The 23,846-nt window shown below is 64.8% G+C and carries 20 protein-coding genes; 10 read left to right on the top strand and 10 right to left on the bottom strand.

Annotation, left to right across the window (positions count from 1 at the left end):
- The first annotated feature begins 96 nt into the window (after nt 1-96).
- The 7 genes from NKI49_RS03430 to NKI49_RS03400 all read left to right on the top strand — a co-directional run bounded on the left by NKI49_RS03430 (nt 97) and on the right by NKI49_RS03400 (nt 12,357).
- Nucleotides 97-2,652 (top strand): sensor histidine kinase, encoded by a 2,556-nt coding sequence (locus tag NKI49_RS03430; RefSeq protein ID WP_352599805.1) that lies wholly within the window; start codon nt 97-99, stop codon nt 2,650-2,652.
- 8 nt (nt 2,653-2,660) lie between these two features.
- Nucleotides 2,661-4,172: a tRNA (adenosine(37)-N6)-threonylcarbamoyltransferase complex ATPase subunit type 1 TsaE gene (gene tsaE, locus NKI49_RS03425; RefSeq protein ID WP_352599803.1), complete on the top strand. Its 1,512-nt coding sequence runs from the start codon at nt 2,661-2,663 to the stop codon at nt 4,170-4,172.
- Nucleotides 4,169-4,897 carry a nucleotidyltransferase family protein gene (locus NKI49_RS03420; protein ID WP_352599801.1) on the top strand — a complete coding sequence of 243 codons (729 nt, stop codon included), beginning with the start codon at nt 4,169-4,171 and terminating at the stop codon, nt 4,895-4,897. Before tsaE ends, NKI49_RS03420 begins: the two co-directional genes overlap by 4 nt.
- Complete coding sequence (gene addB / locus NKI49_RS03415; RefSeq protein WP_352599799.1) at nt 4,894-8,028, top strand: double-strand break repair protein AddB; 3,135 nt, start codon at nt 4,894-4,896, stop codon at nt 8,026-8,028. The genes NKI49_RS03420 and addB overlap by 4 nt, the downstream gene beginning before the upstream one ends.
- Nucleotides 8,025-11,543 (top strand): double-strand break repair helicase AddA, encoded by a 3,519-nt coding sequence (addA, locus tag NKI49_RS03410; protein WP_352599797.1) that lies wholly within the window; start codon nt 8,025-8,027, stop codon nt 11,541-11,543. Before addB ends, addA begins: the two co-directional genes overlap by 4 nt.
- 72 nt (nt 11,544-11,615) lie before the next feature.
- A complete protein-coding gene (gene trxA / locus NKI49_RS03405; RefSeq protein WP_352599795.1) occupies nt 11,616-11,939 on the top strand; it encodes a thioredoxin in 324 nt (107 codons plus the stop codon).
- Nucleotides 11,940-12,075: 136 nt separating this feature from the next.
- Nucleotides 12,076-12,357, top strand: coding sequence for a cupin domain-containing protein (locus tag NKI49_RS03400; protein ID WP_352599793.1), 282 nt, complete (start codon nt 12,076-12,078; stop codon nt 12,355-12,357).
- A 263-nt stretch (nt 12,358-12,620) separates the two neighbouring features.
- On the opposite strand, the gene NKI49_RS03395 is transcribed toward NKI49_RS03400, so the two are convergent.
- The 5 genes from NKI49_RS03395 to NKI49_RS03375 all read right to left on the bottom strand — a co-directional run bounded on the left by NKI49_RS03395 (nt 12,621) and on the right by NKI49_RS03375 (nt 17,955).
- Nucleotides 12,621-13,946 carry a bifunctional folylpolyglutamate synthase/dihydrofolate synthase gene (locus NKI49_RS03395; protein WP_352599791.1) on the bottom strand — a complete coding sequence of 442 codons (1,326 nt, stop codon included), beginning with the start codon at nt 13,944-13,946 and terminating at the stop codon, nt 12,621-12,623.
- A 120-nt stretch (nt 13,947-14,066) separates the two neighbouring features.
- Entirely contained in the window at nt 14,067-14,990 is a 924-nt protein-coding gene (gene accD / locus NKI49_RS03390; protein ID WP_352599789.1) for an acetyl-CoA carboxylase, carboxyltransferase subunit beta, read from the bottom strand.
- Nucleotides 14,991-15,086: 96 nt separating this feature from the next.
- Nucleotides 15,087-15,926, bottom strand: a complete 840-nt coding sequence (gene trpA / locus NKI49_RS03385; RefSeq protein WP_352599787.1) for a tryptophan synthase subunit alpha — start codon at nt 15,924-15,926, stop codon at nt 15,087-15,089.
- 62 nt (nt 15,927-15,988) lie between these two features.
- Nucleotides 15,989-17,209 (bottom strand): tryptophan synthase subunit beta, encoded by a 1,221-nt coding sequence (trpB, locus tag NKI49_RS03380; RefSeq protein WP_352599785.1) that lies wholly within the window; start codon nt 17,207-17,209, stop codon nt 15,989-15,991.
- Nucleotides 17,210-17,295: 86 nt separating this feature from the next.
- Complete coding sequence (locus NKI49_RS03375; RefSeq protein ID WP_352600132.1) at nt 17,296-17,955, bottom strand: phosphoribosylanthranilate isomerase; 660 nt, start codon at nt 17,953-17,955, stop codon at nt 17,296-17,298.
- Nucleotides 17,956-18,067: 112 nt separating this feature from the next.
- Between NKI49_RS03375 and NKI49_RS03370 the strand changes: the two genes are divergently transcribed.
- Nucleotides 18,068-18,286 (top strand): hypothetical protein, encoded by a 219-nt coding sequence (locus tag NKI49_RS03370; RefSeq protein ID WP_352599783.1) that lies wholly within the window; start codon nt 18,068-18,070, stop codon nt 18,284-18,286.
- A gap of 90 nt (nt 18,287-18,376) precedes the next feature.
- Here NKI49_RS03370 and NKI49_RS03365 read toward each other — a convergent pair whose 3' ends face one another.
- From NKI49_RS03365 to NKI49_RS03350, 4 genes are all read right to left on the bottom strand, one after another.
- Entirely contained in the window at nt 18,377-19,135 is a 759-nt protein-coding gene (locus NKI49_RS03365) for a M48 family metallopeptidase (RefSeq protein WP_352599781.1), read from the bottom strand.
- A 202-nt stretch (nt 19,136-19,337) separates the two neighbouring features.
- Nucleotides 19,338-19,820, bottom strand: a complete 483-nt coding sequence (locus NKI49_RS03360) for a DUF2852 domain-containing protein (RefSeq protein WP_352599779.1) — start codon at nt 19,818-19,820, stop codon at nt 19,338-19,340.
- A 117-nt stretch (nt 19,821-19,937) separates the two neighbouring features.
- Nucleotides 19,938-21,080 (bottom strand): benzoate/H(+) symporter BenE family transporter, encoded by a 1,143-nt coding sequence (locus tag NKI49_RS03355; protein ID WP_352599777.1) that lies wholly within the window; start codon nt 21,078-21,080, stop codon nt 19,938-19,940.
- Nucleotides 21,081-21,082: 2 nt separating this feature from the next.
- On the bottom strand, nt 21,083-21,847 hold the full coding sequence (locus NKI49_RS03350) for an alpha/beta hydrolase (protein ID WP_352599775.1): 765 nt from the start codon (nt 21,845-21,847) through the stop codon (nt 21,083-21,085).
- Between the two features lie 218 nt (nt 21,848-22,065).
- Here NKI49_RS03350 and infC point away from each other — a divergent pair, with 218 nt between their 5' ends.
- Both infC and NKI49_RS03340 read left to right on the top strand, forming a co-directional pair.
- Entirely contained in the window at nt 22,066-22,602 is a 537-nt protein-coding gene (gene infC, locus NKI49_RS03345; protein WP_010912915.1) for a translation initiation factor IF-3, read from the top strand.
- Between the two features lie 297 nt (nt 22,603-22,899).
- Entirely contained in the window at nt 22,900-23,526 is a 627-nt protein-coding gene (locus NKI49_RS03340) for a methyltransferase family protein (RefSeq protein WP_352599773.1), read from the top strand.
- Between the two features lie 104 nt (nt 23,527-23,630).
- On the opposite strand, the gene NKI49_RS03335 is transcribed toward NKI49_RS03340, so the two are convergent.
- On the bottom strand, nt 23,631-23,846 hold a 216-nt coding region (locus tag NKI49_RS03335), incomplete at its 5' end, for a hypothetical protein (RefSeq protein WP_352695530.1).

Below are 23,846 nucleotides of genomic sequence, written 5' to 3'. Positions count from 1 at the left end.
TATTGTCAGGTGATTCGCGACGCTTCCGGCCCGAAAGGGAACCGAAAAGCGCGTGTCAGGGCGGTCTTGCATTCAGGCGGCGGAGAGGACCAAGACATGCCGGGGCAACACCCGCACAGAGCGGGACGGGCCGTTTCCGGCGGCCATGACGATTCGGAGACCATTGGCTCCGCCACCCAGGGCGGGCGCCTTTCATGGCGCGGCCGTGCGGGCCTGTTGCTTGCCGGATCCACGCTGGCCAGTCCGTTCCTTTGTGCGGTGACCCATGCTCAGAACGCCGGCGTAGCGGCGCCGAACCCTTCGGTCAGTACGGTCGAGGTCATGCAGCTTGCCGTCTTCGTCGGGGTGATGGGCGCGGCATTCCTGTCGGCCATCGTCCTGATCCGCGAACGGGCCCGCACCTCGGCCGAGAATGTCGAACTGAGGAGCCGCATCGCCGATGTCAACGCGGCGCTGCGCCGTTCGGAGGCGCTGCTCAATCTGCGCGACCAGCGCGTGGTCGTCTGGGCCTCGGAGAACAAGAAGCCCGAACTCATCGGCACATTGCCCGTCGAAAGCGGCGCTCCGGAGGAGCGGGCTGCATTTCTCGCCTTCGGCCGCTGGCTGATGCCGCGCTCGGCGGCGGCGCTGGAGCACGCCATTGCGGCCTTGCGGGAAAATGCCAGGTCGTTCGATCTCGTCATCGAATCGCAGGCCGGCGCTCCGCTCGAAGTGCACGGCCGCAAGAGCGCTGCCCATGTGCTGGTGCGGTTCGTTTCGCTTTCCGAAACACAGCGCAGCCAGGCCCGGCTGAAACTCGATAACCAGCGGCTGGCCGCCGAGCACGACACCATGATCGGCCTGCTCGAGGCGCTGAAGATGCCGGCATGGCTGCGTGACGAGCACGGGCGCCTGAAATGGGTCAACCGCGCCTATGCCGACGCGGTCGAAGCCGAAAGCGCGGAAGCCGCCGTCCGTGACGCCAAGGAATTCCTCGGCGGCCAGGCGCGCGACGCAATCGCCGCCCAACACAAATCGCATCCGGTATTCGAGCAGTCGCTTTCCACCGTGATCGAAGGCGACCGCCGCGTGTTCGCGGTGACCGATTTCGCCGGCGCGGACGGCTCGGCAGGCCTTGCCAGCGACACCAGCGCCATCGAGACGATCCGCGGCGAATATGAGCGGACCGTGCGAAGCCACGCCGACACGCTCGACCAGCTCAACACCGCGGTCGCCATTTTCGACACCGACGAGAAGCTGCGCTTCTTCAATCAGGCATTCCAGAAACTATGGGGGCTCGACAGCGGTTTCCTGCACAGCGGGCCTGACAACGCCCTGCTGCTCGACCGGCTGCGCAGCGAAGGCAAGATCGCCGAGCAGCCCGAATGGCGCCGCTGGAAGGAAGGCCTACTCGGCGCCTACCGCGCGGTCGAATCGCAGGAGCACTGGTGGCATCTGCCTGATGGAAAGACCATTCGCGTCGTCGCCAACCCGCAGCCCAAGGGCGGCGTTACCTGGGTGTTCGAGAACCTGACCGAGAAGATGGACCTCGAAAGCCGCTACCAGACCGCAGTCCGGGTCCAGGGCGAAACATTGGACAATCTCGCCGAAGGCGTGGCGGTGTTCGGCCCCGATGGCAGGCTGCGGCTATCCAACCCGGCCTTTGCGACGCTGTGGAGGCTGGGCGCGGAAGCCGCCAAGCCCAATGTGCACGTTTCCACGATACGCGATCTTTGCGACCGGCAGGCTGCCGACAGCCCCTGGCCCGGTTTCGTCGCCGCCATAACCGGGTTCGACGATGAGCGCCGCGACCGCCACGGCCAAACCGAGCTCAACAACGGCACCGTGCTGCGTTACGCCGTGATTCCGCTGCCCAACGGGCAGGTGATGATGACCTTCGTCGACGTCACCGACAGCGTCCATGTCGAGCGTGCGCTCAAGGACAAGAACGAGGCGCTGGAAAAGTCGGACCAGCTCAAGAACGACTTCGTCCAGCACGTGTCCTACGAGTTGCGTTCGCCGCTGACCAACATCATCGGGTTTACCGAACTGCTTTCGCTGCCGACGACCGGTCCGTTGACGCAGAAGCAGCGTGAGTATGTCGAGCATGTCGGCTCGTCCTCCTCGGTGCTGCTGACCATCGTCAACGACATTCTGGACCTCGCCACCGTCGATGCCGGCATCATGCAGCTGGAAATTTCCGAGGTGCATGTCGACCGCACCATAACCGCCGCGTCCGAACTGATAGCCGACCGGCTGGAGGAGCATTCGATCCGGCTTGAAGTCGACGCCGCCGCGGCGCCGAAGACTTTCCACGGCGACGAAACGCGCATCCGCCAAATCCTATACAATCTGCTCAGCAACGCCGCCAATTACGCACCGGAGGCAAGCACCATCCGGCTCGCATGCCGCCAATTGGCGGACGGTGTCGAATTCTCGGTTCACGACGACGGCCCCGGCATGCCGCCTGATGTGCTCGATTCGGTGTTCCGCCGTTTCGAGCCGCGCGCCAATGGCGGCCGCAGGCGCGGCGCCGGCCTCGGTCTGTCGATCGTCAAGAGCTTTGTCGAACTGCATGGCGGCGGCGTTCGCATCGAAACCGGCAAGGACAAGGGCACGACCGTCATCTGTACCTTCCCCGACATGCCGGGCATCCGCGCCGCGGCCGAGTAGCGCGTTCGATGACGAGCTTTGTGCTGGAGCGTTTGCTCACTGATGAGACACAGACAGCGCGGCTGGGCGAAGATCTCGCGCTGTCGTTGCGCGCCGGCGACGTGCTGGCGCTCAAGGGCGATCTCGGTGCCGGCAAATCGACGCTGGCGCGCGCGCTGATCAGGACGCTGGCCGACGAGGCCGGCCTCGACGTGCCGAGCCCGACTTTCACGCTGGTGCAGAGCTACGACACGCGCATCCCGGTCCATCATTTCGACCTTTATCGCCTGGGCTCGGCGAGCGAGATCGACGAGTTGGGTTTCGACGAAGCGCTGGCGCAAGGCGCGGCCCTGGTCGAATGGCCGGAGCGGGCAGAGGCCTATCTGCCGAAGACGACCGTTCTCATCGAACTCGTCCAGCAAGGCGAGGGCCGGCTGGCGAGAGTATCGGGGCAAGGCGCTGCCTTCGAGCGCGCGGCGCGCTCGCTGGCGATGCGCGGCTTTCTCGAGGGCGCCGGCTGGGGCGAAGCGCGGCGCCGCCATTTCATCGGCGATGCCTCGGCCCGATCGTACGAAATCGTATCGCTTGCCGGTCATAGACAGCGTGTGCTGATGAACTCGCCGCGGCTGGTGCTCGGGCCGCCGGTCCGCGACGGCAAACCCTATGCCGTGATCGCCCACACCGCGCAATCGGTGTCCGCCTTCGTCGCCATCGACCGTGCCTTGAAGGCCGGCGGCGTCAGCGTTCCGGAAATCCACGCCGAGGACCAGGACCAGGGATTCCTGCTTCTCGAGTACCTTGGTTCAGAAGGGTTTCTCGGCAAGGACGGCGAGCCGCTGGCGAAGCGCTACGCCGCGGCGGCCGAACTGCTGGCCATGATGCATGGCCTGACATGGCCGCAACGCCTGGAAGCGCGACCGGGGCGCTTCCATGATGTGCCGCCTTTCGACCGTGACGCGATGATGATCGAGGCCGACCTGCTGGTCGACTGGTACGTGCCGGCCATATCGGGTAATCCAGCGAGCGATGATCTACGGACTGGCTACGCCAAGGAATGGAACGCGCTTTTCGATCGGCTGCAAGGCCGCGAGTACACGCTGATGCTGCGCGATTTCCATTCGCCCAACATCATCTGGCGCGGCGATCGCTCCGGGCATGACCGCCTCGGCATCGTCGATTTCCAGGACGCGCTCATCGGCCCGTCAGCCTATGACGTGGCATCACTGGCCATGGATGCCCGCGTCACCATATCGCCCGAGATAGAAAAGCAGACGCTCGACGCTTACATGGAGGCGCGCCACGCAGCGGGGGCTTTCGACCAGGCAGGTTTCCTGGAATCCTATGCAATCATGGCGGCGCAGCGCAATTCCAAGATCCTGGGCATCTTCGTCCGCCTCGAAAAGCGCGACGGCAAGCCTTATTATCTGAAGCACCTGCCGCGCATCCGCGACTATCTGCGGCGGGCGCTGTCCCATCCGTCTCTGGCCAGCCTGCGGGATTTCTACAACGCGCATGGATTGCTTGAGGAGCGCGCGCTGTGACAGCAGGACCGGACACCGCGATCGTGCTCGCCGCCGGGCTTGGCAAGCGCATGCGGCCGATCACCGACACCATTCCCAAGCCGCTGGTCAGGATCGCCGGCAAGACCTTGCTCGACTGGAGCCTCGACAGCCTGGCCGCGGCCAGCGTCGGCACGGCGGTGATCAACGTCCACTATTTTCCCGAACAGATCGTCGCCCATGTCGCGGCGCGCCGCGCGCCACGGATCATCATTTCCGACGAGAGTGCACAGCTGCTCGATTCCGCCGGCGGCATCGTCAAGGCATTGCCGGAACTGGGCGAACAGCCCTTCTACATCCTCAACGCCGACACGTTCTGGATCGACCACGGTCCTCTCAATCTCAAGCGCCTCGCCCTTGCATGGGACGCGACGAAAATGGATATTCTGCTGATGCTGGCGGATCTCCATCAGGCGACCGGACACTGCGGCAGCACCGATTTCCTGGTGGCGCCGGATGGCGCCTTGCGCCGTTCGAAAGGTGATCCGGCGGGGCTGATCTATGCCGGGGCGGCAATCATCCATCCGCACCTGTTCGGGGCCGCACCGGCCGGACCGCACTCGCTCAATGCCTATTTCGACACAGCCATTGCCGCCGGCCGCCTGTTCGGCATGCCGATGCATGGCCACTGGATCACCGTCGGCACTCCCGACGCCATTGCGCTCGCGGAAGCGGCGGTCGCCGGCGCGCTAGCCGAGTCACAATGAGCGGCTCAAGCCGCGTTTTCTCAATTCCCCCTGGAGCGCCGTTTCTGCCGACGCTTGCCGAGGCGCTGCTTGCCGGCCGCCTGATTCCTGGTTTTCGTTTCGACGGCGATCCGCTCGCCCTGGCCGATGTCACCATCTACGTCCCGACGCGACGGGCCGCGCGTGCCTTGCGCGGTGTCTTCGTCGACAGCCTGGCGTCGCGAGGCGGCGGCGGTTCGGCGATCCTGCCGGTCATTCGTCCGCTCGGCGAGTTCGATGAGGATGAGGCCGCATTCGAGACCGAACCATCGGCGGCAATCGATCTTGCGCCGCCGATCGCGGCGACCGAACGCCTGTTGCTGCTGACGCCGCTGGTGCGAGCCTGGAAACGCCGGTTGCCGGCACATGTCGAGGCCCTTTTTTCGGAGGAAATCGTCATCCCGGCCTCTACCGCCGACGCGATCTGGCTGGCGCGCGATCTCGCGGCGCTGATGGACGAGATCGAGACGGAAGGTTCGGACTGGACCAGGCTCACGGCGCTGGTGACCGGCAACCTTGCCGGTTGGTGGCAGGTGACGCTCGAATTCCTCGGCATCGTCACAGATGCCTGGCCGCGATTTCTCGAGGAGCGCGACCGTTCCAATCCGGCCGCGCATCGCAGCGCGCTGATCCGGGCCGAAGCGGCGCGGCTGCGGTGTAATCCGCCTGCCGGGCCAGTCATTGCCGCGGGATCGACCGGTTCGATACCCGCCACGGCCGAACTGCTTGCCGCGATCGCCCGCCTGCCCGCAGGCGCCATCGTGCTGCCTGGTCTCGACCGGACGCTGGACGAAGCGTCCTTCCAGGCCATTGCCGCGCCTGGCGCACGTCCGGCGGTGCTTGGCCATCCGCAATATGGCCTGGCCAAACTGATCAACAAGATCGGCGTGCTACGCGGCGATGTCGAGGAAGTCGGCGCGGCCGAACCGCGGCTTGCGCTTCGCGCGGCCCTGGTCGGCGAAGCGCTCCGGCCGGCCGAGACCACCGAGCTGTGGGCCGAGACGCGGAACAGTTTTTCAGCGCCCGATGTCGCCGACGCGTTGGCCGACGTGACGCTGCTCGAAGCGGCCAGCGAGCGCAATGAGGCCGTCGCGATCGCTGTCGCGCTGAAGCGCGCGGTCGAGCAACCCGGCCAAAGGGCTGCCCTCGTCACCGGCGATCGCGCCCTGGCGCGCCGCGTCGCGGTCGAGCTTCAGCGCTTCGGCGTCGTTGCCGACGATTCCGGCGGCATGCCGCTGGCCAACACGCCGGCGGCAAGCCTGCTCCGGCTGGCACTCGAGGCAGTGTTCCGGCCAGGCGATCCGGTTAGCCTGCTGTCGCTGCTCAAACACCCGCTGCTCGGCCTCGGCCTCGAACGCGCAAGCGTTCGCGGTGCGGCGGAACTGACCGAACTGGTGGCGCTGCGCGGCGGCACCGGGCGCCCGGACATCGTTTCGCTGCCGGAACTATTCGAAACCCGTCTCACCGGCCTCGGCGATGACAGCCGGCCGCCCTTCTGGTTTGCCCGATTGACCGTGCGCTCCATCGAAGACGCGCGGAACCTCCTCGCACGCCTGACGCAAGCCCTGGCGCCACTGACGGCGTTTCGCGGGCAGGTGGGTGCCGATCTTGCCGCGCTGGTCAAAGCCAGCGTTATCGCACTCGAAAATCTCGGACGCACCGGGGATGGCGGCCTTGGCGAACTCTATGCCGGCGACGCCGGCGAAAAGCTCGCCGAACTGTTGCGCGGGCTGGTCGCGGCTTCCGCGCCGCTGTCGTTCGCGGCGAGCGAATGGCCAGATGTGATGGACGCGCTGATCGCGCCCGAGACGGTCAAGCCGGCCCAGGGCACCGACAGGAACATCGCCATCTGGGGCGCTTTGGAAGCGCGGCTGCAGAGCGTCGACACGCTGGTCATAGGCGGACTCAACGAAGGCGTGTGGCCGCGCAAGCCGGAGAGCGACCGCTTCATGTCGCGGCTGATGAAGACCGGCATCGATCTCGAACCGCCAGAGCGGCGCATCGGCCTTGCCGCGCATGACTTTCAGATGGCGATGGGCGCGAAGAAGGTGATCCTGGCCCGCTCGGCGCGTGCTGGCGACGCGCCCGCCGTGCCATCGCGCTGGCTGCAGCGCCTGCTCACCTTCATAGGCAACGACCAGGCGGCGCAACTGCGCCGGCGCGGCGACGAACTGCTGGCCTGGGCGCGCGCGCTCGACACCGGGCCGAAGCGGGACTTCGCCCCGCGGCCGCAGCCGAAGCCGCCACTGCCAGTCCGCCCCACCCATTTCTCGGTCACCGAGATCGAGACGCTGCGCCGCGACCCCTACGCCGTTTACGCAAGGCGGAACCTAGGCCTGATGCCGCTCGATCCGATCATCCGCGACCCCGGCGCCGCCGAGCGCGGCACGCTGTTCCACGCCATCCTGCATCTGTTCTCGGGCAGCGTGGCCGATCCTCGCACGCCCGACGCGCTCGACGGCCTCATATCAGCCGGCCGCGCCTGTTTTGCCGAAGCCGCCCTTCCGGCCGATGTCGAGGCGGTGTGGTGGCCGCGCTTCGAGAAACTCGCCGCCAACATCATCGAATGGGAGCGCACCCGTGCTGCTGCCGTCGTGCGGCGGCATGCCGAGGAAAGGGCCGGCAAGACCGTCGTCGGCCAGTCCGGCGTGACGCTGTCGGGCTATGCCGACCGGGTCGACCTTTTGGCCGGCGGCATGGCCGACATACTGGACTACAAGACCGGCTCCTCGCCCTCCAAGGCACAGGCGCACACGCTGCTTGCGCCGCAACTGGCGCTGGAGGGTGCGCTGCTCAGGCGCGGCGCCTTCAAGGATTTAGGCGCGCGCGAGCCGTCGCAATTGGCGTTCGTTCGGCTGAAGCCGAATGGCGAGGTGTTCGAAGAGTCCATCCTCGAACACAATCGCCAGCCAAGAACTGCCAGCGATCTTGCCGAGGAGGCTTGGGCGCGGCTGGAAAAGCTGCTGATCCATTATGCCGATCCGGCGACCGGTTATCTGTCGCGCGCGCTGCCGTTTCGCGAAGGCGAGACCGATGGCGACTACGACCATCTTGCCCGCGTGCTCGAATGGTCCGCCGGCGGCGATGCCGGCGATGAGGGAGGGGAGGCATGAAGAAGGCCTATCCCATCCCGAGCGACACCGCGAACAGCCAGGCCCGCGCCGCCGATCCGGGCAATTCCGCCTGGGTGTCGGCCAATGCGGGATCCGGCAAGACCCATGTGCTGGCCCAGCGCGTCATCCGGCTGCTGCTCAACGGCACCGATCCGTCGAAGATCCTGTGCCTGACCTATACGCGCGCCGCGGCCGCCAACATGTCGAACCGGGTCTTCTCGACATTGTCGGAGTGGACGGCACTTGGTGACGCGGACCTTGCCGCGAAGATCGAGGCGCTGGAGGGCCGCCGGCCCGATCCGGAGATCATGCGCCGTGCCCGCCGCCTGTTCGCCGAGGCGCTGGAAACGCCCGGCGGGCTGAAGATCCAGACCATTCACGCCTTCTGCGAATCCGTGCTTCACCAGTTCCCGCTGGAAGCCAACATCCCTGCCCATTTCGAGATGCTCGACGGCCAGATGGAAGCGTCGCTGTTTGCCGCCGCCCGCCGCGAGATGATCTCCGGCACGAGTGCCGGCAATGCGGACCTGGCCGAGGCGTTCGCCATCGTGCTCGAGCGTGGCGGCGAGGCCGGCCTCGACGCCCTGCTGAGCGAAATCGTGCGCAAGCGCGACGGCTTGCGCAATTTCATCGACGCCGCCGGCCGCGACGGCACGCGCTTCCAGGCCGTGTTCGATGAATTCCATTTCCATCCCGGCCAGACCGCCGAAGGCATAGCGGCCTCGGCTTGGCCGCTGCCCGGTTTTCTGCCCGATTATTTCGCCGGCTTCGCCCAAGCGGCCGAATCCACCGACGCCAGATCGGTGCTGAACAACATCCTGCCCTATGCGCGCCAGGCCTTCTCAGAGGGCGACCCCATCGGTCGCCTGCGGCTGCTATCAAGAGCCTTCCTCAAGACCGATGGCGGCCCCTACGATCCGGCAAAGGCGTTCAAGAAGGCGCTGACCGACCGTTTGCCGGATCTGGCCGAGCGCTATCTCTCGGCGGCCAGCACGATCATCGAAACCGTCGACCGGCTGGCCCTGTTCCGGATGCTGGAAGGCACTGTCGCCGCGCTGACCATCGCCGACTGGCTGATCGCCCGCTACGAAATGCTGAAGCGCGGCCGCGGCTTTCTCGACTTCAACGACTTGATCACCCGCACGGTCAATCTTCTGGCACGGCCCGACGCCGGGCCCTGGGTGCAGTACAAGCTCGACCAGGGCATCGATCACATCCTGCTCGACGAGGCGCAGGACACCAGCCCGGATCAGTGGGAAGTGGTGAAGCGACTGGCGGAGGAGTTCTTCGCCGGCCTCGGCGCGCGCGACAGGGTCCATCGCACCGTCTTTGCCGTCGGCGACGAGAAGCAGTCGATCTATTCGTTCCAAGGTGCGGCCCCGGACTCCTTTGCCGATAGCCGGCTGTTGTTTGCGGGACGGGTACGCGACGCCAAAGCCTCCTTCGCCGACCTCAAGCTGACCTGGTCGTTCCGCTCGACCGACGACGTTCTGGCGGCCGTCGACCGCGTCTTTGCCGATCCCACGGTGCGGCGGGGCATCAGCCATGACCCCGATCCGCTGAGCCACAAGGCGATCCGCACCGATGCGCCGGGTTATGTCGAGGTCTGGCCGTCGATCGGTGCCGATGTCGTCGACGAGCCGGACGACTGGACCCAGGCCGTCGATCATGCCCATGCGCCGGCTGTGCGCGTTGCCGAGAATGTCGCCGCCACCATTGCCGGCTGGATCGCCGCCGGCGAGATCATCGAGGGTCGCGGCACGCGGCTGCGACCGGGCGACGTGCTGGTGCTGGTGCGCAAGCGCGACAGCTTCGTCCACGCTCTGACCCGGTCGCTCAAACGCCGGGATATTCCCGTGGCTGGCGCCGACCGGCTGAGCCTGCCGGGGCATATCGCCGTCAAGGACCTGATCGCGCTCGGCCATCTCCTCATCCAGCCGCAGGACGACCTGTCGCTGGCCGCCGTGCTGCGCAGCCCGATCTTCGACGTGCCGGAGGAGACGCTTTTCATGCTTGCCGCGCAGCGGCCGCCGGGTCGATCGCTGATGACGTCCCTGCGCCAGCACGCCAGTGAAAGCGAAGCGTTGGCGTCGGTCATTGCCCAGCTCGACATCTGGACGAGCGAAGCCGCTTTCAAGCCGGTGTTCGAGTTCTATGCCGGCCTGTTGGCGCGCGACGGCGTTCGCCGGAAGATGATCGCGCGGCTCGGGCCCGAAGCCGGCGATATTCTCGACGAGTTCCTGAGTTTCTGCCTGGCAGAGGAACGAACCGGCCTGCCGGGGCTGGAGGCCTTCCTGTCGACGCTGGAGAACGCCGGCCCCGAGATCAAGCGCGAGATGGACCAGACGCGCGACGAGGTTCGCGTCATGACAGTGCACGCCGCCAAGGGCCTGGAGGCGCCCGTCGTGTTCCTGGTCGATGGCGGCTCCGCCCCATTCAGCGATCAGCATCTGCCGCGCCTGATGCCTTTCGACGGATCTGGCCGATACTGGGACGGCAAGGGCTATCTCTGGCGCTCGGCGACCGATGTCGCCAACGGCTTTTCGAAGGCGGCGGCCGTGCGGGCACGGGAACTCGCCGACGACGAATACCGCCGGCTGCTCTATGTCGGCATGACCCGCGCCGAGGACCGGCTGATCGTCTGCGGCTATCATGGCAAGCGGGCGCCGAACACCGGAACCTGGCATTCGATCGTCAGCCGCGCGCTGGTTGGCGCGCCGGAGAGCGAAGAGCGTGCCCATCCCGCCGGCGGTGAACCCGTGCATCGTTTCCACGTGACCAAGCTGCCGCCGGCACCGCTGGTCTCAGGCGAGCAGGCGCAACCGACGAACGTTTTCGCACCCGTGCCGACAAGCCTGTTCCGGCCCTTGCCGCCTTTCGAGGACTTGCCGCGGCCGCTGTCGCCCTCCGGCGCCTCGGCTTTGATCGAAGAAGGCAAGGAGGCGGTGGTCGACAAGGCTTCCCCGGTGCTGGACGCCGATGCCGAGCCTGGTTTTGCCGTGCTGCGCGGGCTTGCCCTGCACAAGCTGCTGCAGATGTTGCCGGGCATGGCCGAGCCCGAGCGCGAGGGCGCCGCGGAACGCTATCTCGCCCGCGCCGGTGCGCAATGGCCCAGCGGCGAGCGGGAAAGAGCACTGGCTTCGGTCGCCGCCATCCTTGCCGACCCCCGCTTCGGCCAGTTGTTTGCGCCATCGTCGCGCGCCGAGGTCGCCATCATGGGCAGCCTGGAGGTGAAAGGCAGAACGCGCTCCATCTCCGGCAAGATCGATCGCCTGGCGGTAACATCGGACTCGGTATCGATCGTCGACTACAAGACCAACCGCCCGGCGCCCGTCGCTCTGGCCGAGGTTGCGCCGGCTTATGTCCTGCAGCTCGCACTCTATCGGGCCCTGCTGCAGCCGCTTTATCCCGGACGGGAGGTGAAGGCGGCCTTGCTGTTCACCGAAGCGCCACGGCTGATCGAGCTGCCGGCCCAGGCTATGGATGACGCCCTTGCCCGACTCACGGGAGCGTGACACAAGACCTGCTTGAAGAAGGGCGCGACCACCACCACATTTGGTGCGGCAAAACGTTCGAAAGGATTTCCGATGACAACCGTCAAGGTCGACAAGAGCAATTTCCAAGCCGATGTGCTTAACGCCAACGTGCCCGTCGTGGTCGATTTCTGGGCGGAATGGTGCGGTCCCTGCAAGATGATCGCCCCGGCGCTCGAAGATATCGCCACTGAACTTGGCGCCAAGATAAAGATTGCCAAGCTGAACATCGATGAGAATCCCGAGCTCGCCGCACAGTTCGGCGTGCGCTCGATCCCGACCCTGATGATCTTCAAGGGCGGCGAAGTGGCCGACATGAAGGTTGGTGCGGCGCCGAAGACCGCGCTGTCGCACTGGATCAATGGCAGTCTCGCCTGATCCTTCCGAAATTCCCGATATCAAGCCCGGCCAATCGCGCCGGGCTTTTTGTTGGCGTCATCGCTGCGGCGCTCTGGCCCTCACGCCCGGGCACCGCATGTCTTCTGTTGGCACGCAGAAGCAGGGAGAACGCGATATGACCGGATCCGCCAAGGCCACCGTCTTCATCGACAATGAGCGTGTCATCGTCACCGAATACCGCTTCGCACCGGGAGACAACACCGGCTGGCACCGCCACGGCCACGACTACGTCGTGGTGCCGCTGATGGACGGCAAGGTGAAGCTCTTGACCAAGGACGGCGAATCCATTGCCGAGATGAAGAAGGGCGCGCCGTATTTCCGCAAGGAGGGCGTCGAGCACGACGTCATCAACGCCAATGAAGGCGAATACGCTTTTATCGAGATCGAGTTGAAGTGAGAGCCGTGCTGCGGTCACACATCAGACGCCGCGCTGCCCCTCATCCGCCTACCGGCACCTTCTCCCCGTGAAGAACGGGGAGAAGGGGGCTGGCTGCATCTCGCCGCTCTTTTTTGCAACGCTGACAATCGGCGAAATCGAAGACAACAGCGACTTTTCTCCCCGTCACTATACGGGGAGAAATGCCCGGCAGGGTAATGAGGGGCGGCGGCGACGGGCGCTATGAAGCACCTCGCACAAGGGCTGTTACGGCGCTCCGCGCCTCATGTCGGTGGGGTGCCATTCTCGGCCAGTACCGCGCCGGCCAGATAGAGCGAGCCGCCGATCAGAATTCGTGGCGGCGGGCCATCCCAGGTGTCGCGCAGCAGCATCAGCGCACTGGCGACGGAACTCACCGGCTCGGCCGTCAGCCCGGCTTCCGTGGCGCGGACCGCCAGTTCGTCATTCGGCACACCGGCATCGCTCTGGCTCACCGGCACCGTGTAGACATGCCGGACAAGGCCCTTGAAGGCGCGGAAATAACCGCTCTGGTCCTTGGTGTTGATCATGCCGGAAATGAGGAAGAGCGGGCGCGGGTTCTTTTCTTCCTGCTCGGCCAGCGCCTCGGCAACGACCACTCCGGCGCCGGGATTATGGCCGCCGTCGAGCCAGATGTCGGCGCCCTTCGGCGCCAGCTCCGTCAGCCGGCCCTGCACCAGTTTTTGCATGCGGCCGGGCCAGGCGACTTTGGTCATCGCCTTTTCGGCGGCGCGATGGCTGATCTCGAAGCCGGCCGCCTTGACGGCGGCGATCGCCGCAGCCGCATTGGCGAACTGGTGGCGGCCGGGCAGCCGCGGCGGCGGCAGGTCCATCAGACCGTCCTCGTCCTGGTAAACCATGCGGCCATTCTCCTCATAGGCGAGGAAGTCCTGGCCATAGACGAAGGTCGGACACTCCAGCCGCTCGGCGGTCTCGATCAGCACCTGTAGCGCCGTCTCGCTTTCCTGCGCGCCGATAACCACCGGGCAGCCAGGCTTGATGATGCCGGCCTTTTCGGCGGCGATCAGTTCGACCCTGTCGCCGAGATAGGCCTCGTGGTCGAGCGACACCGGCATGATCACCGATACGGCCGGCTCCTCGATGACATTGGTGGCGTCGAAACGGCCGCCAAGCCCAACCTCGATGATCGCGGCATCGGCCTGGTGTTCGGAAAACAGCAGGAAAGTCACGGCGGTGAGTATCTCGAAGACAGTGATCGTCTCACCTTCATTGGCCCGGGCGACGCGGGCGATGGCATCGGCGAACACGCGATCGTCGACCAGCCTGCCGCCGCCGTCGGCGGCGAGCCGATAGCGCTCGTGCCAGTTGACTAGGTGCGGCGAGGTGTGAACATGCACCCGGCAATCCGCCGCCTCGAGCAATGCACGCGAAAACGCCGCGCACGAGCCCTTGCCGTTGGTGCCGGCGATGTGGATCACCGGCGGCAGCCGGTCCTGCGGGTTATCAAGCCGTTTCAGCAGCCGCGAAATACGATCGAGCGAAAGGTCGAAGCCTTTCGGGTGAAGCGCCATCAGGGCTTCGATTTCGCGGTCGGCGGCAAGCGTGGTCATGGCAGAATCCCAACGCATGGTTCCGCAAACCAGAATCGGTTTCGGGGAGAACCATGCCAATCAAAGCTACAGCGCGCCGGAGATCTGGCGCAATCGCTGTTCGCGGCGCTTCGTGTCGCCTCAGGCCTGCGGCCGTGCTTCCGCGGAGGCCACGGCCAGTGGCAGGATTTCCGGCTCCGGCTTCTGCTCGCCCGGCATCTTGAGCAATATCCTCAACAGGCGCGCGATGGTTTCGCGCAGCTCAAGCCGCGATACCACCATGTCGACCATGCCGTGCTCCATCAGATATTCGGAGCGCTGGAAGCCGTCGGGCAATTTCTCGCGGATCGTCTGTTCGATGACGCGCGGTCCGGCAAAGCCTATCAGCGCGCCGGGCTCGGCGATGTGCACGTCTCCCAGCATGGCGTAGGAAGCGGTGACGCCGCCGGTGGTCGGGTTGGTCAGCACGACGATATAGGGTAGGCCGGCTTCCTTCAGCCGGTCGACGCCGATTGTGGTGCGCGGCAGCTGCATCAGCGACAGGATGCCTTCCTGCATGCGGGCGCCGCCGGAGGCGGCGAACAGGATCAGCGGCCGCTTGCGCTGCAAGGCGACCTCGAAAGCGTGGACGATGGCGTCGCCCGCCGCCATGCCGAGCGAGCCGCCCATGAAGGCGAAGTCCTGCACCGTCACCACCACCGGCAGGCCTTCGACAGTTCCAACCGCGTTGACGATCGCATCCTCCAGGCCGGTCTTGGCCTTGGCGTCCTTCAGGCGGTCGGTATAGCGCTTTTCGTCGCGGAACTTCAGCGGGTCCTGCACGACCTTGGGGTTTTCGAGCTGCTCGTACTTGCCGTCGTCGAGAAAGTATTTCAGCCGCTCCTTGGCCGAGATCTTCATGTGGTGGCCGGAAGACGGGATGACGAACTGGTTGGATTCCAGATCCTTGTGGAACACCATCTCGCCGGTTTCCGGATCCTTGATCCAGAGATTCTCGGGCATGTCGGTGCGCCGGCCGAGCATCGAATTGATCTTCGGGCGAACGTAGTTGGTGATCCAGTTCATCGCTTCGGCTCCTGTCCTGACGAAGAGTTAGCGCCTACCGTCCAACGGCGGACCCGGCTTTGGAACGACGGCATGCACAATCCCGATCTAGGAGAACTATTCGGCAGCAGCAAGGCGGGCAGAGCGCACGCCTTGCGCCAAGCCGCTGACCAGCGTGGCGACCGCCTCGGCCGGGTCAGCGGTCTTTTCGCCCTTCGGCCCCAGCACATTGGCGACCGCATTGACGATCGCGGTGCCGACGACGACGCCATCGGCATTGGCGCCGATCACGCGGGCCTGCTCGGCAGTCTTGACGCCGAAGCCGACGCAGACCGGCAGGTCGGTATGGCTCTTGATGCGCCTCACCGCCGCCGCCACCTTGCCGGTATCGGCGAGCGCCGAGCCGGTGATGCCGGTCATCGACACGTAATAGACGAAGCCGGACGTGTTCTGCAGCACTTTGGGCAGGCGCTTGTCGTCGGTGGTCGGCGTTGCCAGCCGGATGAAGTTGATGCCGGCCTTCAGCGCCGGGATGCATAGTTCCTCGTCCATTTCCGGGGGCAGGTCGACGACGATCAGCCCGTCGATGCCGCTGGCGATCGAGTCCTTGAGGAAGCGGTCGACGCCATAGATGTAGATCGGGTTGTAGTAGCCCATCAGCACGATCGGCGTTTCGTTGTCGCCGGTCCGGAACTCCGATGCCATCTTCAGCGTCTTGACTAGCGTCTGGCCGCCTTTCAGCGCGCGCAGGCCAGCCGCCTGGATAGCCGGGCCGTCGGCCATCGGGTCGGAAAACGGCATGCCAAGCTCGATGATGTCGGAGCCTGCCGCCGGCAGCGCCTTCATGATCGACAAGGAGGTGCTGTAATCCGGGTCGCCACCCATGAAATAGGTGACGAGCGCCGGGCGGCCTTCGTTCCTGAGCTTCGCCATGCGGCGGTCGATGCGGGTGGTCATGTTTGGCCCTTTGGACGAATTTTGCTCATAGTCAACTCCCAAATCGAAACTGTCCAAAGGGCCTAGATCTCCATGCCCAGCATCGAGGCCACCGTATGCACGTCCTTGTCGCCACGACCGGACAGGTTGACGATGACGATCTGGTCCTTGTCCATGGCGGGCACGATCTTCACCGCATGCGCGATGGCATGCGCCGATTCGAGCGCCGGAATGATGCCTTCGACGCGCGTCGTCAGCTTGAAGGCTTCCAGCGCCTCGTCGTCGAGGATGGGCACATATTCGACGCGGCCCGAGTCGCGCAGCCAGGAATGCTCCGGGCCGACGCCGGGATAATCCAGTCCGGCCGAAATCGAATGGCCGTCCATGATCTGGCCGTCGGAATTCTGCAGCAAATAAGTGCGGTTGCCGTGCAGCACGCCCGGTGCGCCGGCGTTCATCGAGGCGCAATGCTCGATGCCGTCGAGACCACGGCCGCCCGCCTCGATGCCGATGATGCGGACTTGCCTGTCGTCGAGGAAAGGATGGAACAGGCCGATAGCGTTGGAGCCGCCGCCGACGGCGGCGATGATGGTGTCCGGCAGCCGGCCTTCCTGTTCGAGAATCTGCGCCCGCGCCTCGGTGCCGATCACCGACTGGAAATCGCGCACCAGTTCGGGGTACGGATGCGGGCCGGCGGCGGTGCCGATGAGGTAATAAGTGTCCTCGACATTGGTCACCCAATCGCGCAACGCCTCGTTCATGGCGTCCTTCAGCGTGCCGTGACCTGAAGTGACCGGCCGCACTTCAGCGCCGAGCAGCTTCATCCGGAACACGTTGGGGCTTTGGCGGGCGACGTCGGTGGCGCCCATATAGACCACGCAAGGGAAACCGAAGCGGGCCGCGACGGTGGCGGAAGCAACGCCATGCTGGCCGGCCCCCGTCTCGGCGATGATGCGCTTCTTGCCCATGCGCTTGGCGAGCAGGATCTGGCCCAGGCAGTTGTTGATCTTGTGCGAGCCGGTGTGGTTCAGGTCCTCGCGCTTGAGATAGACTTTTGCGCCGCCCAAATGCCTGGTAAGGCCCTCGGCGAAATAAAGCTTCGACGGCCGCCCGGCATAGTGGGTCGAAAGGTCGGTGAGTTCAGCCCTGAAATCCGGATCGTTCTTGACCTCGTTCCAGTGCCGCTCCAGGTCGAGGATCAAGGGCATAAGCGTTTCGGCGACGAAACGACCGCCGAATATGCCGAACATGCCCTGTTCGTCGGGTCCGGTGCGGAAGGAATTGGGTGTCGCCGGCTTGTTCATCGCCGATCTCCTGGCCTTGATGTGTGGGCATGTCCTAGTCGGAAAGCCGGTTCCCACTTTCCGGGGCATGCTCTGGTTTGAGCCGGTCAGGCGGCGCGATTGTCGCGTGCTGCCCTGACGGCCCGGAAAAACTGCTCGATCAGCGCCGGATCCTTGACGCCGGGCCCGCTCTCCACGCCTGAGGAAATGTCTATTCCGGGCGGGCTGGCAAGCCGAAGGGCATCGCCGATATTGGCGGCGTTGAGCCCACCGGAAAGCATGTAATCGACGCCGGCGTCAAGGCCGGCGAGAATGCGCCAGTCGAAGGCAACGCCGTTGCCGCCCGGCAACTCGGAGCCTTTCGGCGGCTTGGCATCGAACAGGAACCGGTCGGCAACGCCGATGAACGGCTTTATCCGTTCGAGATCGGCGGCTTCGCTGAGCGGCAGCGCCTTCATGACAGGCAGGCCATGGCGGGCTTTCAGCTCGGCCACACGCTGCGGCGTTTCCGAACCGTGCAGCTGCAATGTGTCGGGCTGCATTCTTTCGACGATCTCAGCCAGGAAGGCATCGCTGGCATCGACAGTGACAGCCACCGCCTTGGCCTTGCCGCGCGCCGCTTGGCGCAGACGGCCGGCTTCCACCGGCTCGACAAAGCGAGGGCTTTTCGCGAAGAAAATAAACCCGACATGGCTGGCGCCGCCGGCGAGTGCCGCGGCCATTGCCTGGTCGGTCTTCAAGCCGCAGATCTTGATGTCGAGCGCCATGGCGGGGGATTGGCATGAAATCGAGGCAGAGTCGAGAAAAAGCATACTGTTTGCCGGGCAAGGCCAAAGGCCCTACCTATCGATAGACTGGATGCAAGGCGGGAGCACGATCATGGCCGACAGAACCGTTGCCGAACTCAGGCAGAAGATCGCGCAAGCGCGCGAGGTGATCGCGCATCTGATGGACAAGGCGGCATTCAACGGCGCCGAAGCGCATCGGGCGCTGGATTATTTCGGCAGCGATGCGTTCGACCGGAATTTCCTGCCGTGGCCGCACCATAGCGAAGAAGGGCTGCGGCCGGAGGAACTCAACGCGGCGAATGACGATTGAGATTCTCCTGGGCGGCTACCGCGCCTTCGCGTGACCTCGCCAATCTCCACGTTTGCAGCAGGGCAGAGCCTTCGACGCGCCTTCCCCACGCTACTCGAACACGATCGCCTGCAGCGCGCCGCCATTGCGCTTCAGCCAGTCCTTGCAGCGGTCGGTGTCGGGGCAGAGTTTCTCGCATAGTTTCCAGAATTTCGGGCCGTGGTTCATCTCCTTGAGATGGGCCACCTCATGCGCGACGAGATAGTTTATGACCGGCGGCGGCGCCATCATGATGCGCCAGGAAAACGACAGATTGCCGTCGGAGGTGCACGACCCCCAGCGGCTGGAAGTGTCCTTGTAGCGGATCGCCTTGGCGCGTTTGCCGATCGCCTCGGTGTGTTTGACCACCAGCTTCTCGATTTCGCGCTTGGCCTCGCGTTTGAGGAAATCGGCGACGCGGCGCGGCAGGTGTATGCGCTCGCCATGCACGATCAGCAGCGGACCGCGCTCATCGCGCGACACGGTGACGGTGCCGCGTTTCGATGGTTCATGGACGATGCGGTGGGGCACGCCGCGCACCGGGACCTTGATGCCCGGCCGCACCTGCGGCCGCGTCGGCACCTTGGCCAGCCGCTGCTCCAGCCAGTCCTGATGGCGGTCGAGGAACTTTTCCACCTCGCCGCGGCGCAGACCCGGCGGCACGGTGATGCGCAGCCCCTGGCCGCCGGAATCGATGCGCAGGGTCAGGCGCCGCGCCCTGGCGCTCTCGACGATCTTGAGCGGCAGCGTGCGGCCGGCGACGCAATATTCGCGCTCGACGACGGGCGTGGGTTTAGGCTTGGTCAGATTGCGGAAGAATCCGAGGGTCATGGCCGGACGATACGCGATTCGAGAAAAACGAATAGAACAAAAAAGAAACGGCGCCGCTTGCGCGACGCCGTCATTATATCTTGGCCTGTCGCCCGGCCATTAGAGCGACGTGCATCCGATTGGACGCACGAAGTATGCTCCAACACCTTAGAACCTACGCATCGTACTTTCCGAAACTCGATACGATTTTCGGGTCTATGCGTCAGTCGTCAAGCAGGTTCGAGCCTTTGCCGCGCTTGGTCGGCGTCGTGCCTGCGCTCGGACCGCTCTTCGTCGCTGCCGTCGACTTGTTGCGGTTGGCCATGAAGCGGTCGAACTCGTCCTGATCCTTGGCGCGACGCAATTCGCGGGCGTAGTCGTCGAACTCGGTCAGCATGTCGTCGAGCTTGCGGCGTTCCTCGGCAAGGCGCTCAAGCTCCTTCTCGCGCCAGTCGTCGAAAGCGACGTTGCCGGTGCGGGCGGAGCCGTGACCCCAGCGGGCGGCCTTGTCAGACCCGCGGCGGCAGCCGGCGAAGATGCCGTCCGTCGCGCGGTTGACGTCGCGCTTGAAGCCGTCGAGCCGGTCGCCCCAGATGATGTAGGCGAGCATGGCGAAGCCGAGCGGCCAGAACACCATGAAGCCGATCACCATCAGCGCGATGGTTGCCGGCGTCCAAGCCGGGCGGATCAATGCAGATGTGTTCATTTTCTCCCATTCCTTCGGTTGGAGACAGCCAGGACCGGCTGCGTGGAATCGAAATGGGAAGGAGAAAACGGCGATTCAAGACAATGTTCGCTAAAACCGGACAAGCTTATGAAATGATTATTGCTTTTTGATCGTATCGAGGAAAAGCACGACCAGCCCGGCAATCAGGCCCCAGAACGCCGCGCCGACGCCGAACAGCGTCAGCCCTGACGCGGTGACGACAAAGGTGACGGTGGCGGCCATGCGATCACCCTCTTCCTTCAGCGCGATCGACAGCGCGTTGGCGAGCGATGCCATCAGCGCGAGACCCGCAACCAGCACGATCAGGCTCTGCGGCAGGACGGTGAAGATCGCTACCAGCGAAGCGCCGAAAATAGCGAAGACGAGATAGGCGAGCGCATAGAAGGGCCCGGTCTTCCAGCGCTCGGCGGGATCGGGGTGGACGTCCGGCCCGGTGCAGATCGCCGCCGAGATCGCCGCCAGATTGGTGGTCGAGCCGCCGAACGGTGCCGACAGTAGCGAAAACAGGCCGGTGACGCCGATCAGCGGGCCGGGCTCCGGGTGGTAGCCGGCAGCGCGCAGCACGGCGAGACCCGACAGGTTCTGCGAGGCCATGGTGACGAGATAGAGCGGCAGCGCCAGGCCGACGATCGCCTTGGCGGTGAAATCAGGCGCAATCAGCGTCAGCGTCGACAGTTCCGGTGCCGGCAGGCCGCCGACACGGCCGGTCAGGAAGGCTGCGAGGCCGCCGCCGACCAGAACCGCCAGCACAGAAAGCGCCGGATTGAACAGGCGGATGACGAAGAAGACCGCGATCAGCGGCAAGATCAGCCGTGGATCGACCGGAACGGTCTTGACCGCGTTGAGGGCGAAGATGACGACGATGCCGGCCAGCATGCCCGAGGCAACGGAGGGCGGTATCCTCGAGATCAGTTTCGTCAATGGCCGAAACAGCCCGGTGGCGATCAAAAGGATACCGGTGACGATGAAGGCGCCGACGGCTTCGCCCATCGAAAAGCCGCTCGATGCCGCAATCAGCGCAAGGCCCGGTGTCGACCAGGCGGTGATGACAGGCATCTTCGTGCGCCATGACAGCCACAGGCATTCGATCGCCATGGCGAGGCAAATGGTGGTTACCCAGCTCGCCGTCTCGATCTGTGTCGCGCCGACCGCCTTGGCGGCGGCGATGACAATGGCCAAGGTGCCGCCGAAGCCGACGATCGCGGCGACGAAGGCCGATACCGGAATGGAAAGGCGCATTCTCACCTGCCTCGCCCGACCATGTCGCCTACCACGCGCACCAGCATGTCGAGATCCTGCGGCCGCGACAGGCGATGGTCGCCGTCGGGGATAAGCGACAATGTCACGTCGTCGGCCGGCAGCAGGCTGACCAGCTTCAAGGCGTGACTCGCCGGCACGTCCGCATCGGCCAGTCCCTGCAGGATGTGAACCGGGCAATGGGTGTCGATCGGACCCGTCATCACAAGGTTGTCGCGGCCGTCCTCGATCAGCGCGCGCGTGTAGATATAAGGCTCGGCGGAATAGTCGGACGGCTCCTCGAAGTAGCCCTTTCCAGCGAGGTCGCGCTTCTGCGCCTCGGTCAGCACCGGTTCGACCAGTTCAGCGGTGAAATCCGGCGCCGGCGCCAGCAGCACCAGGCCGACGACGCTGGTGTCGCCTGCCTTGCGCAATTCCTGCACCATGCGCAGCGCGATCCAGGCGCCCATGGACGAGCCGACCAGGATCTGATCGCCCTGCGTGAAATGCCGGAATACCGCAAGGCACTGCGAAAGCCATTTCGAGATCGTGCCATCGGCAAAGGCGCCGCCGGATTCGCCGTGGCCCGAATAGTCATGGCGCAGAAAGGCGCGGCCTTCTTTTCCCGCCCAGTCCGCAAGCGTCTCGGCCTTCGTGCCCAGCATGTCCGACTTGTAGCCGCCGAGCCAGACGACGCCAGGCGCCGAGCCCGCCATATGGCGCACCGCGATACTCGATCCGTCGACATCCAGAAAGGCAGGGGCAGTCATGGCTTTTTCCTCGCGCCGTCCTTTGGTGCGGGCTCTTGTGGCACAGCCGGTGGCGTGGCGAAAAGTGCTCGCATCCATTCTTTGTTTGGTGCAGGCCAGCGATCAGGTGATTTCCTGTCAATGCTGTGCTATTGACTCCGCCCGCGCGCTCACCACATTGCGCGTCCACGCATCAAAACTTGCAAATCCTGAACGAAACGGCCAAGGAGACCACGACCATTCGCAGACCTTTCAAAGCAGCGGCGCCGACCAAGGATGGCCCGCGCTCCAACCGTGACATCCGGGTTCCCCGGGTCCAGCTTATCGACGCCGAAGGCCAGAACCGTGGCGATGTTTCCATCAACGACGCATTGCTGCTCGCCGAGGAGGCAGGGCTCGATCTCGTCGAGATATCGCCCAATGCGGTTCCCCCCGTCGTAAAGATCCTCGATCTCGGCAAGTTGAAATACGCCAACCAGAAGAAGGCGGCCGAGGCACGCAAGAACCAGAAGGTCATCGAGATCAAGGAGATCAAGATGCGCCCGAACATCGACAGCCATGACTACGAGACCAAGATGAAGGCGGTTCGCCGCTTCTTCGAGGAAGGCGACAAGGTCAAGCTGACGCTGCGGTTCCGTGGCCGCGAGATGGCGCATATGGAGCTCGGCATGCAGCTTCTGAACAAGGTGCGCGAGGAAGTGGCTACCATCGCCAAGGTCGAAGCAGAGCCGAAGCTCGAAGGTCGCCAGATGATGATGGTTCTGGCACCGCGCTAAGCAGGCTACGCTCACTTCGCCACGCGTCGTCCGCGCAGGTTTCTTCAGTGCCGCAGGTTCTCATCGCAAAACCGTGCGGCACTTTTGCGGATCTGCTTGGATCACGATAGGGTTAGGCGTGGCACCGCGCTCCAAATTCGCCTGAATTGTGTTACACGGCGTCCCGGCGATCGGCGGGACGCCGCTTCCTGGCCACAGCTGCGATCGCCGGCTCTGTTTTTATGCATGTCGTCCTCCCAAAATCGGGGCCATTTTTGGGCGACATGCATTAGGCTCCTCGACGATCGGATTCCAATCTTGGACAAAGAATTCAAGTACGGGCTGGGTAACTACCAGCAGATACGCAGGATCGTGCTTGCCGTGCTCGTGGCGGTGCTGTTCGCGGCGCTGCTGTTCGGGCAATCGGCCTTCCCTCCCGAAACGCTGGTGCACGAGTCCATCGAGATGTTCGGCGTGCTGTTGATTTTTCTCGGCATCGTGGGGCGCCTTTGGGCGACGCTCTACATAGGCGGGCGCAAATCTTCCGAAGTGGTGACGGGCGGGCCATACTCGATCACCCGCAACCCGCTCTATGTGTTCTCGACCGTGGCCGCGGCCGGCGTCGGCGCGCAGATCGGCTCGTTTTCCGGCATCATCCTGTTCGCGCTGCTGTGCGCCGGCGCCTTTCACATCGTGATCCTGCGCGAGGAGAAGTTCCTCAAGGAAGCGCTCGGCGCGCCATACCAGGCCTACCTGGCGAGGGTGCCGCGCTTTTTCCCGAAGCTCTCACTGTACCAGGAGGGCGATACCGGCAGCTTCAAGCCGCGCTTGCTGTTGACCACGATGCTCGACGGGCTGGTGTTTCTCGTCGCGCTGCCGGCTTTCGAACTGATCGACGGCGCCCAGCAGTCGGGTGTTTTGCCGGTGTTGTTCACGCTGCCCTGACCGGGGGCAGAGGTCGCATCCATGCAGGTGTGTCGGAAGCTAATCAAGATGTCCGGTTTTGGTAGCACATCATCTGTCCGCTTCTGATTTGGCGTCGAAGCGGTTCACGCTGCATTTTTGAGTTCGGAGTCTGGATCATACGGTGATCCGTCGGGTCGATAGCTTGCGATGCGGCGCGGGCCGTGGAAGACGGCGAGATCGCCGTCGGGATACCGCCTGACCTTGACCTTGGCCTTGACGAAGTGGTGGCGGATCGGGCTCGGCGGCAGTTGCAGCCGCAAGCGGCCGAAGGCGACGGTGTTGTCGTTGCCGACGACGCG

The organism is Mesorhizobium sp. M0587, from assembly GCF_040320945.1.
Classification (GTDB): Bacteria; Pseudomonadota; Alphaproteobacteria; order Rhizobiales; family Rhizobiaceae; genus Mesorhizobium.
The sequence above is the reverse complement of the archived record's forward strand: the minus strand, read 5'-3'. Positions and strand labels throughout refer to the sequence as shown.

Coding starts and splice junctions, on each gene's coding strand:
- NKI49_RS03430 (WP_352599805.1), top strand. CDS start 97: ATGCCGGGGCAACACCCGCACAGAGCGGGACGGGCCGTTTCCGGCGGC.
- tsaE (WP_352599803.1), top strand. CDS start 2,661: ATGACGAGCTTTGTGCTGGAGCGTTTGCTCACTGATGAGACACAGACA.
- addB (WP_352599799.1), top strand. CDS start 4,894: ATGAGCGGCTCAAGCCGCGTTTTCTCAATTCCCCCTGGAGCGCCGTTT.
- addA (WP_352599797.1), top strand. CDS start 8,025: ATGAAGAAGGCCTATCCCATCCCGAGCGACACCGCGAACAGCCAGGCC.
- trxA (WP_352599795.1), top strand. CDS start 11,616: ATGACAACCGTCAAGGTCGACAAGAGCAATTTCCAAGCCGATGTGCTT.
- NKI49_RS03400 (WP_352599793.1), top strand. CDS start 12,076: ATGACCGGATCCGCCAAGGCCACCGTCTTCATCGACAATGAGCGTGTC.
- NKI49_RS03395 (WP_352599791.1), bottom strand. CDS start 13,946: ATGACCACGCTTGCCGCCGACCGCGAAATCGAAGCCCTGATGGCGCTT.
- accD (WP_352599789.1), bottom strand. CDS start 14,990: ATGAACTGGATCACCAACTACGTTCGCCCGAAGATCAATTCGATGCTC.
- trpA (WP_352599787.1), bottom strand. CDS start 15,926: ATGACCACCCGCATCGACCGCCGCATGGCGAAGCTCAGGAACGAAGGC.
- trpB (WP_352599785.1), bottom strand. CDS start 17,209: ATGAACAAGCCGGCGACACCCAATTCCTTCCGCACCGGACCCGACGAA.
- NKI49_RS03375 (WP_352600132.1), bottom strand. CDS start 17,955: ATGGCGCTCGACATCAAGATCTGCGGCTTGAAGACCGACCAGGCAATG.
- NKI49_RS03370 (WP_352599783.1), top strand. CDS start 18,068: ATGGCCGACAGAACCGTTGCCGAACTCAGGCAGAAGATCGCGCAAGCG.
- NKI49_RS03365 (WP_352599781.1), bottom strand. CDS start 19,135: ATGACCCTCGGATTCTTCCGCAATCTGACCAAGCCTAAACCCACGCCC.
- NKI49_RS03360 (WP_352599779.1), bottom strand. CDS start 19,820: ATGAACACATCTGCATTGATCCGCCCGGCTTGGACGCCGGCAACCATC.
- NKI49_RS03355 (WP_352599777.1), bottom strand. CDS start 21,080: ATGCGCCTTTCCATTCCGGTATCGGCCTTCGTCGCCGCGATCGTCGGC.
- NKI49_RS03350 (WP_352599775.1), bottom strand. CDS start 21,847: ATGACTGCCCCTGCCTTTCTGGATGTCGACGGATCGAGTATCGCGGTG.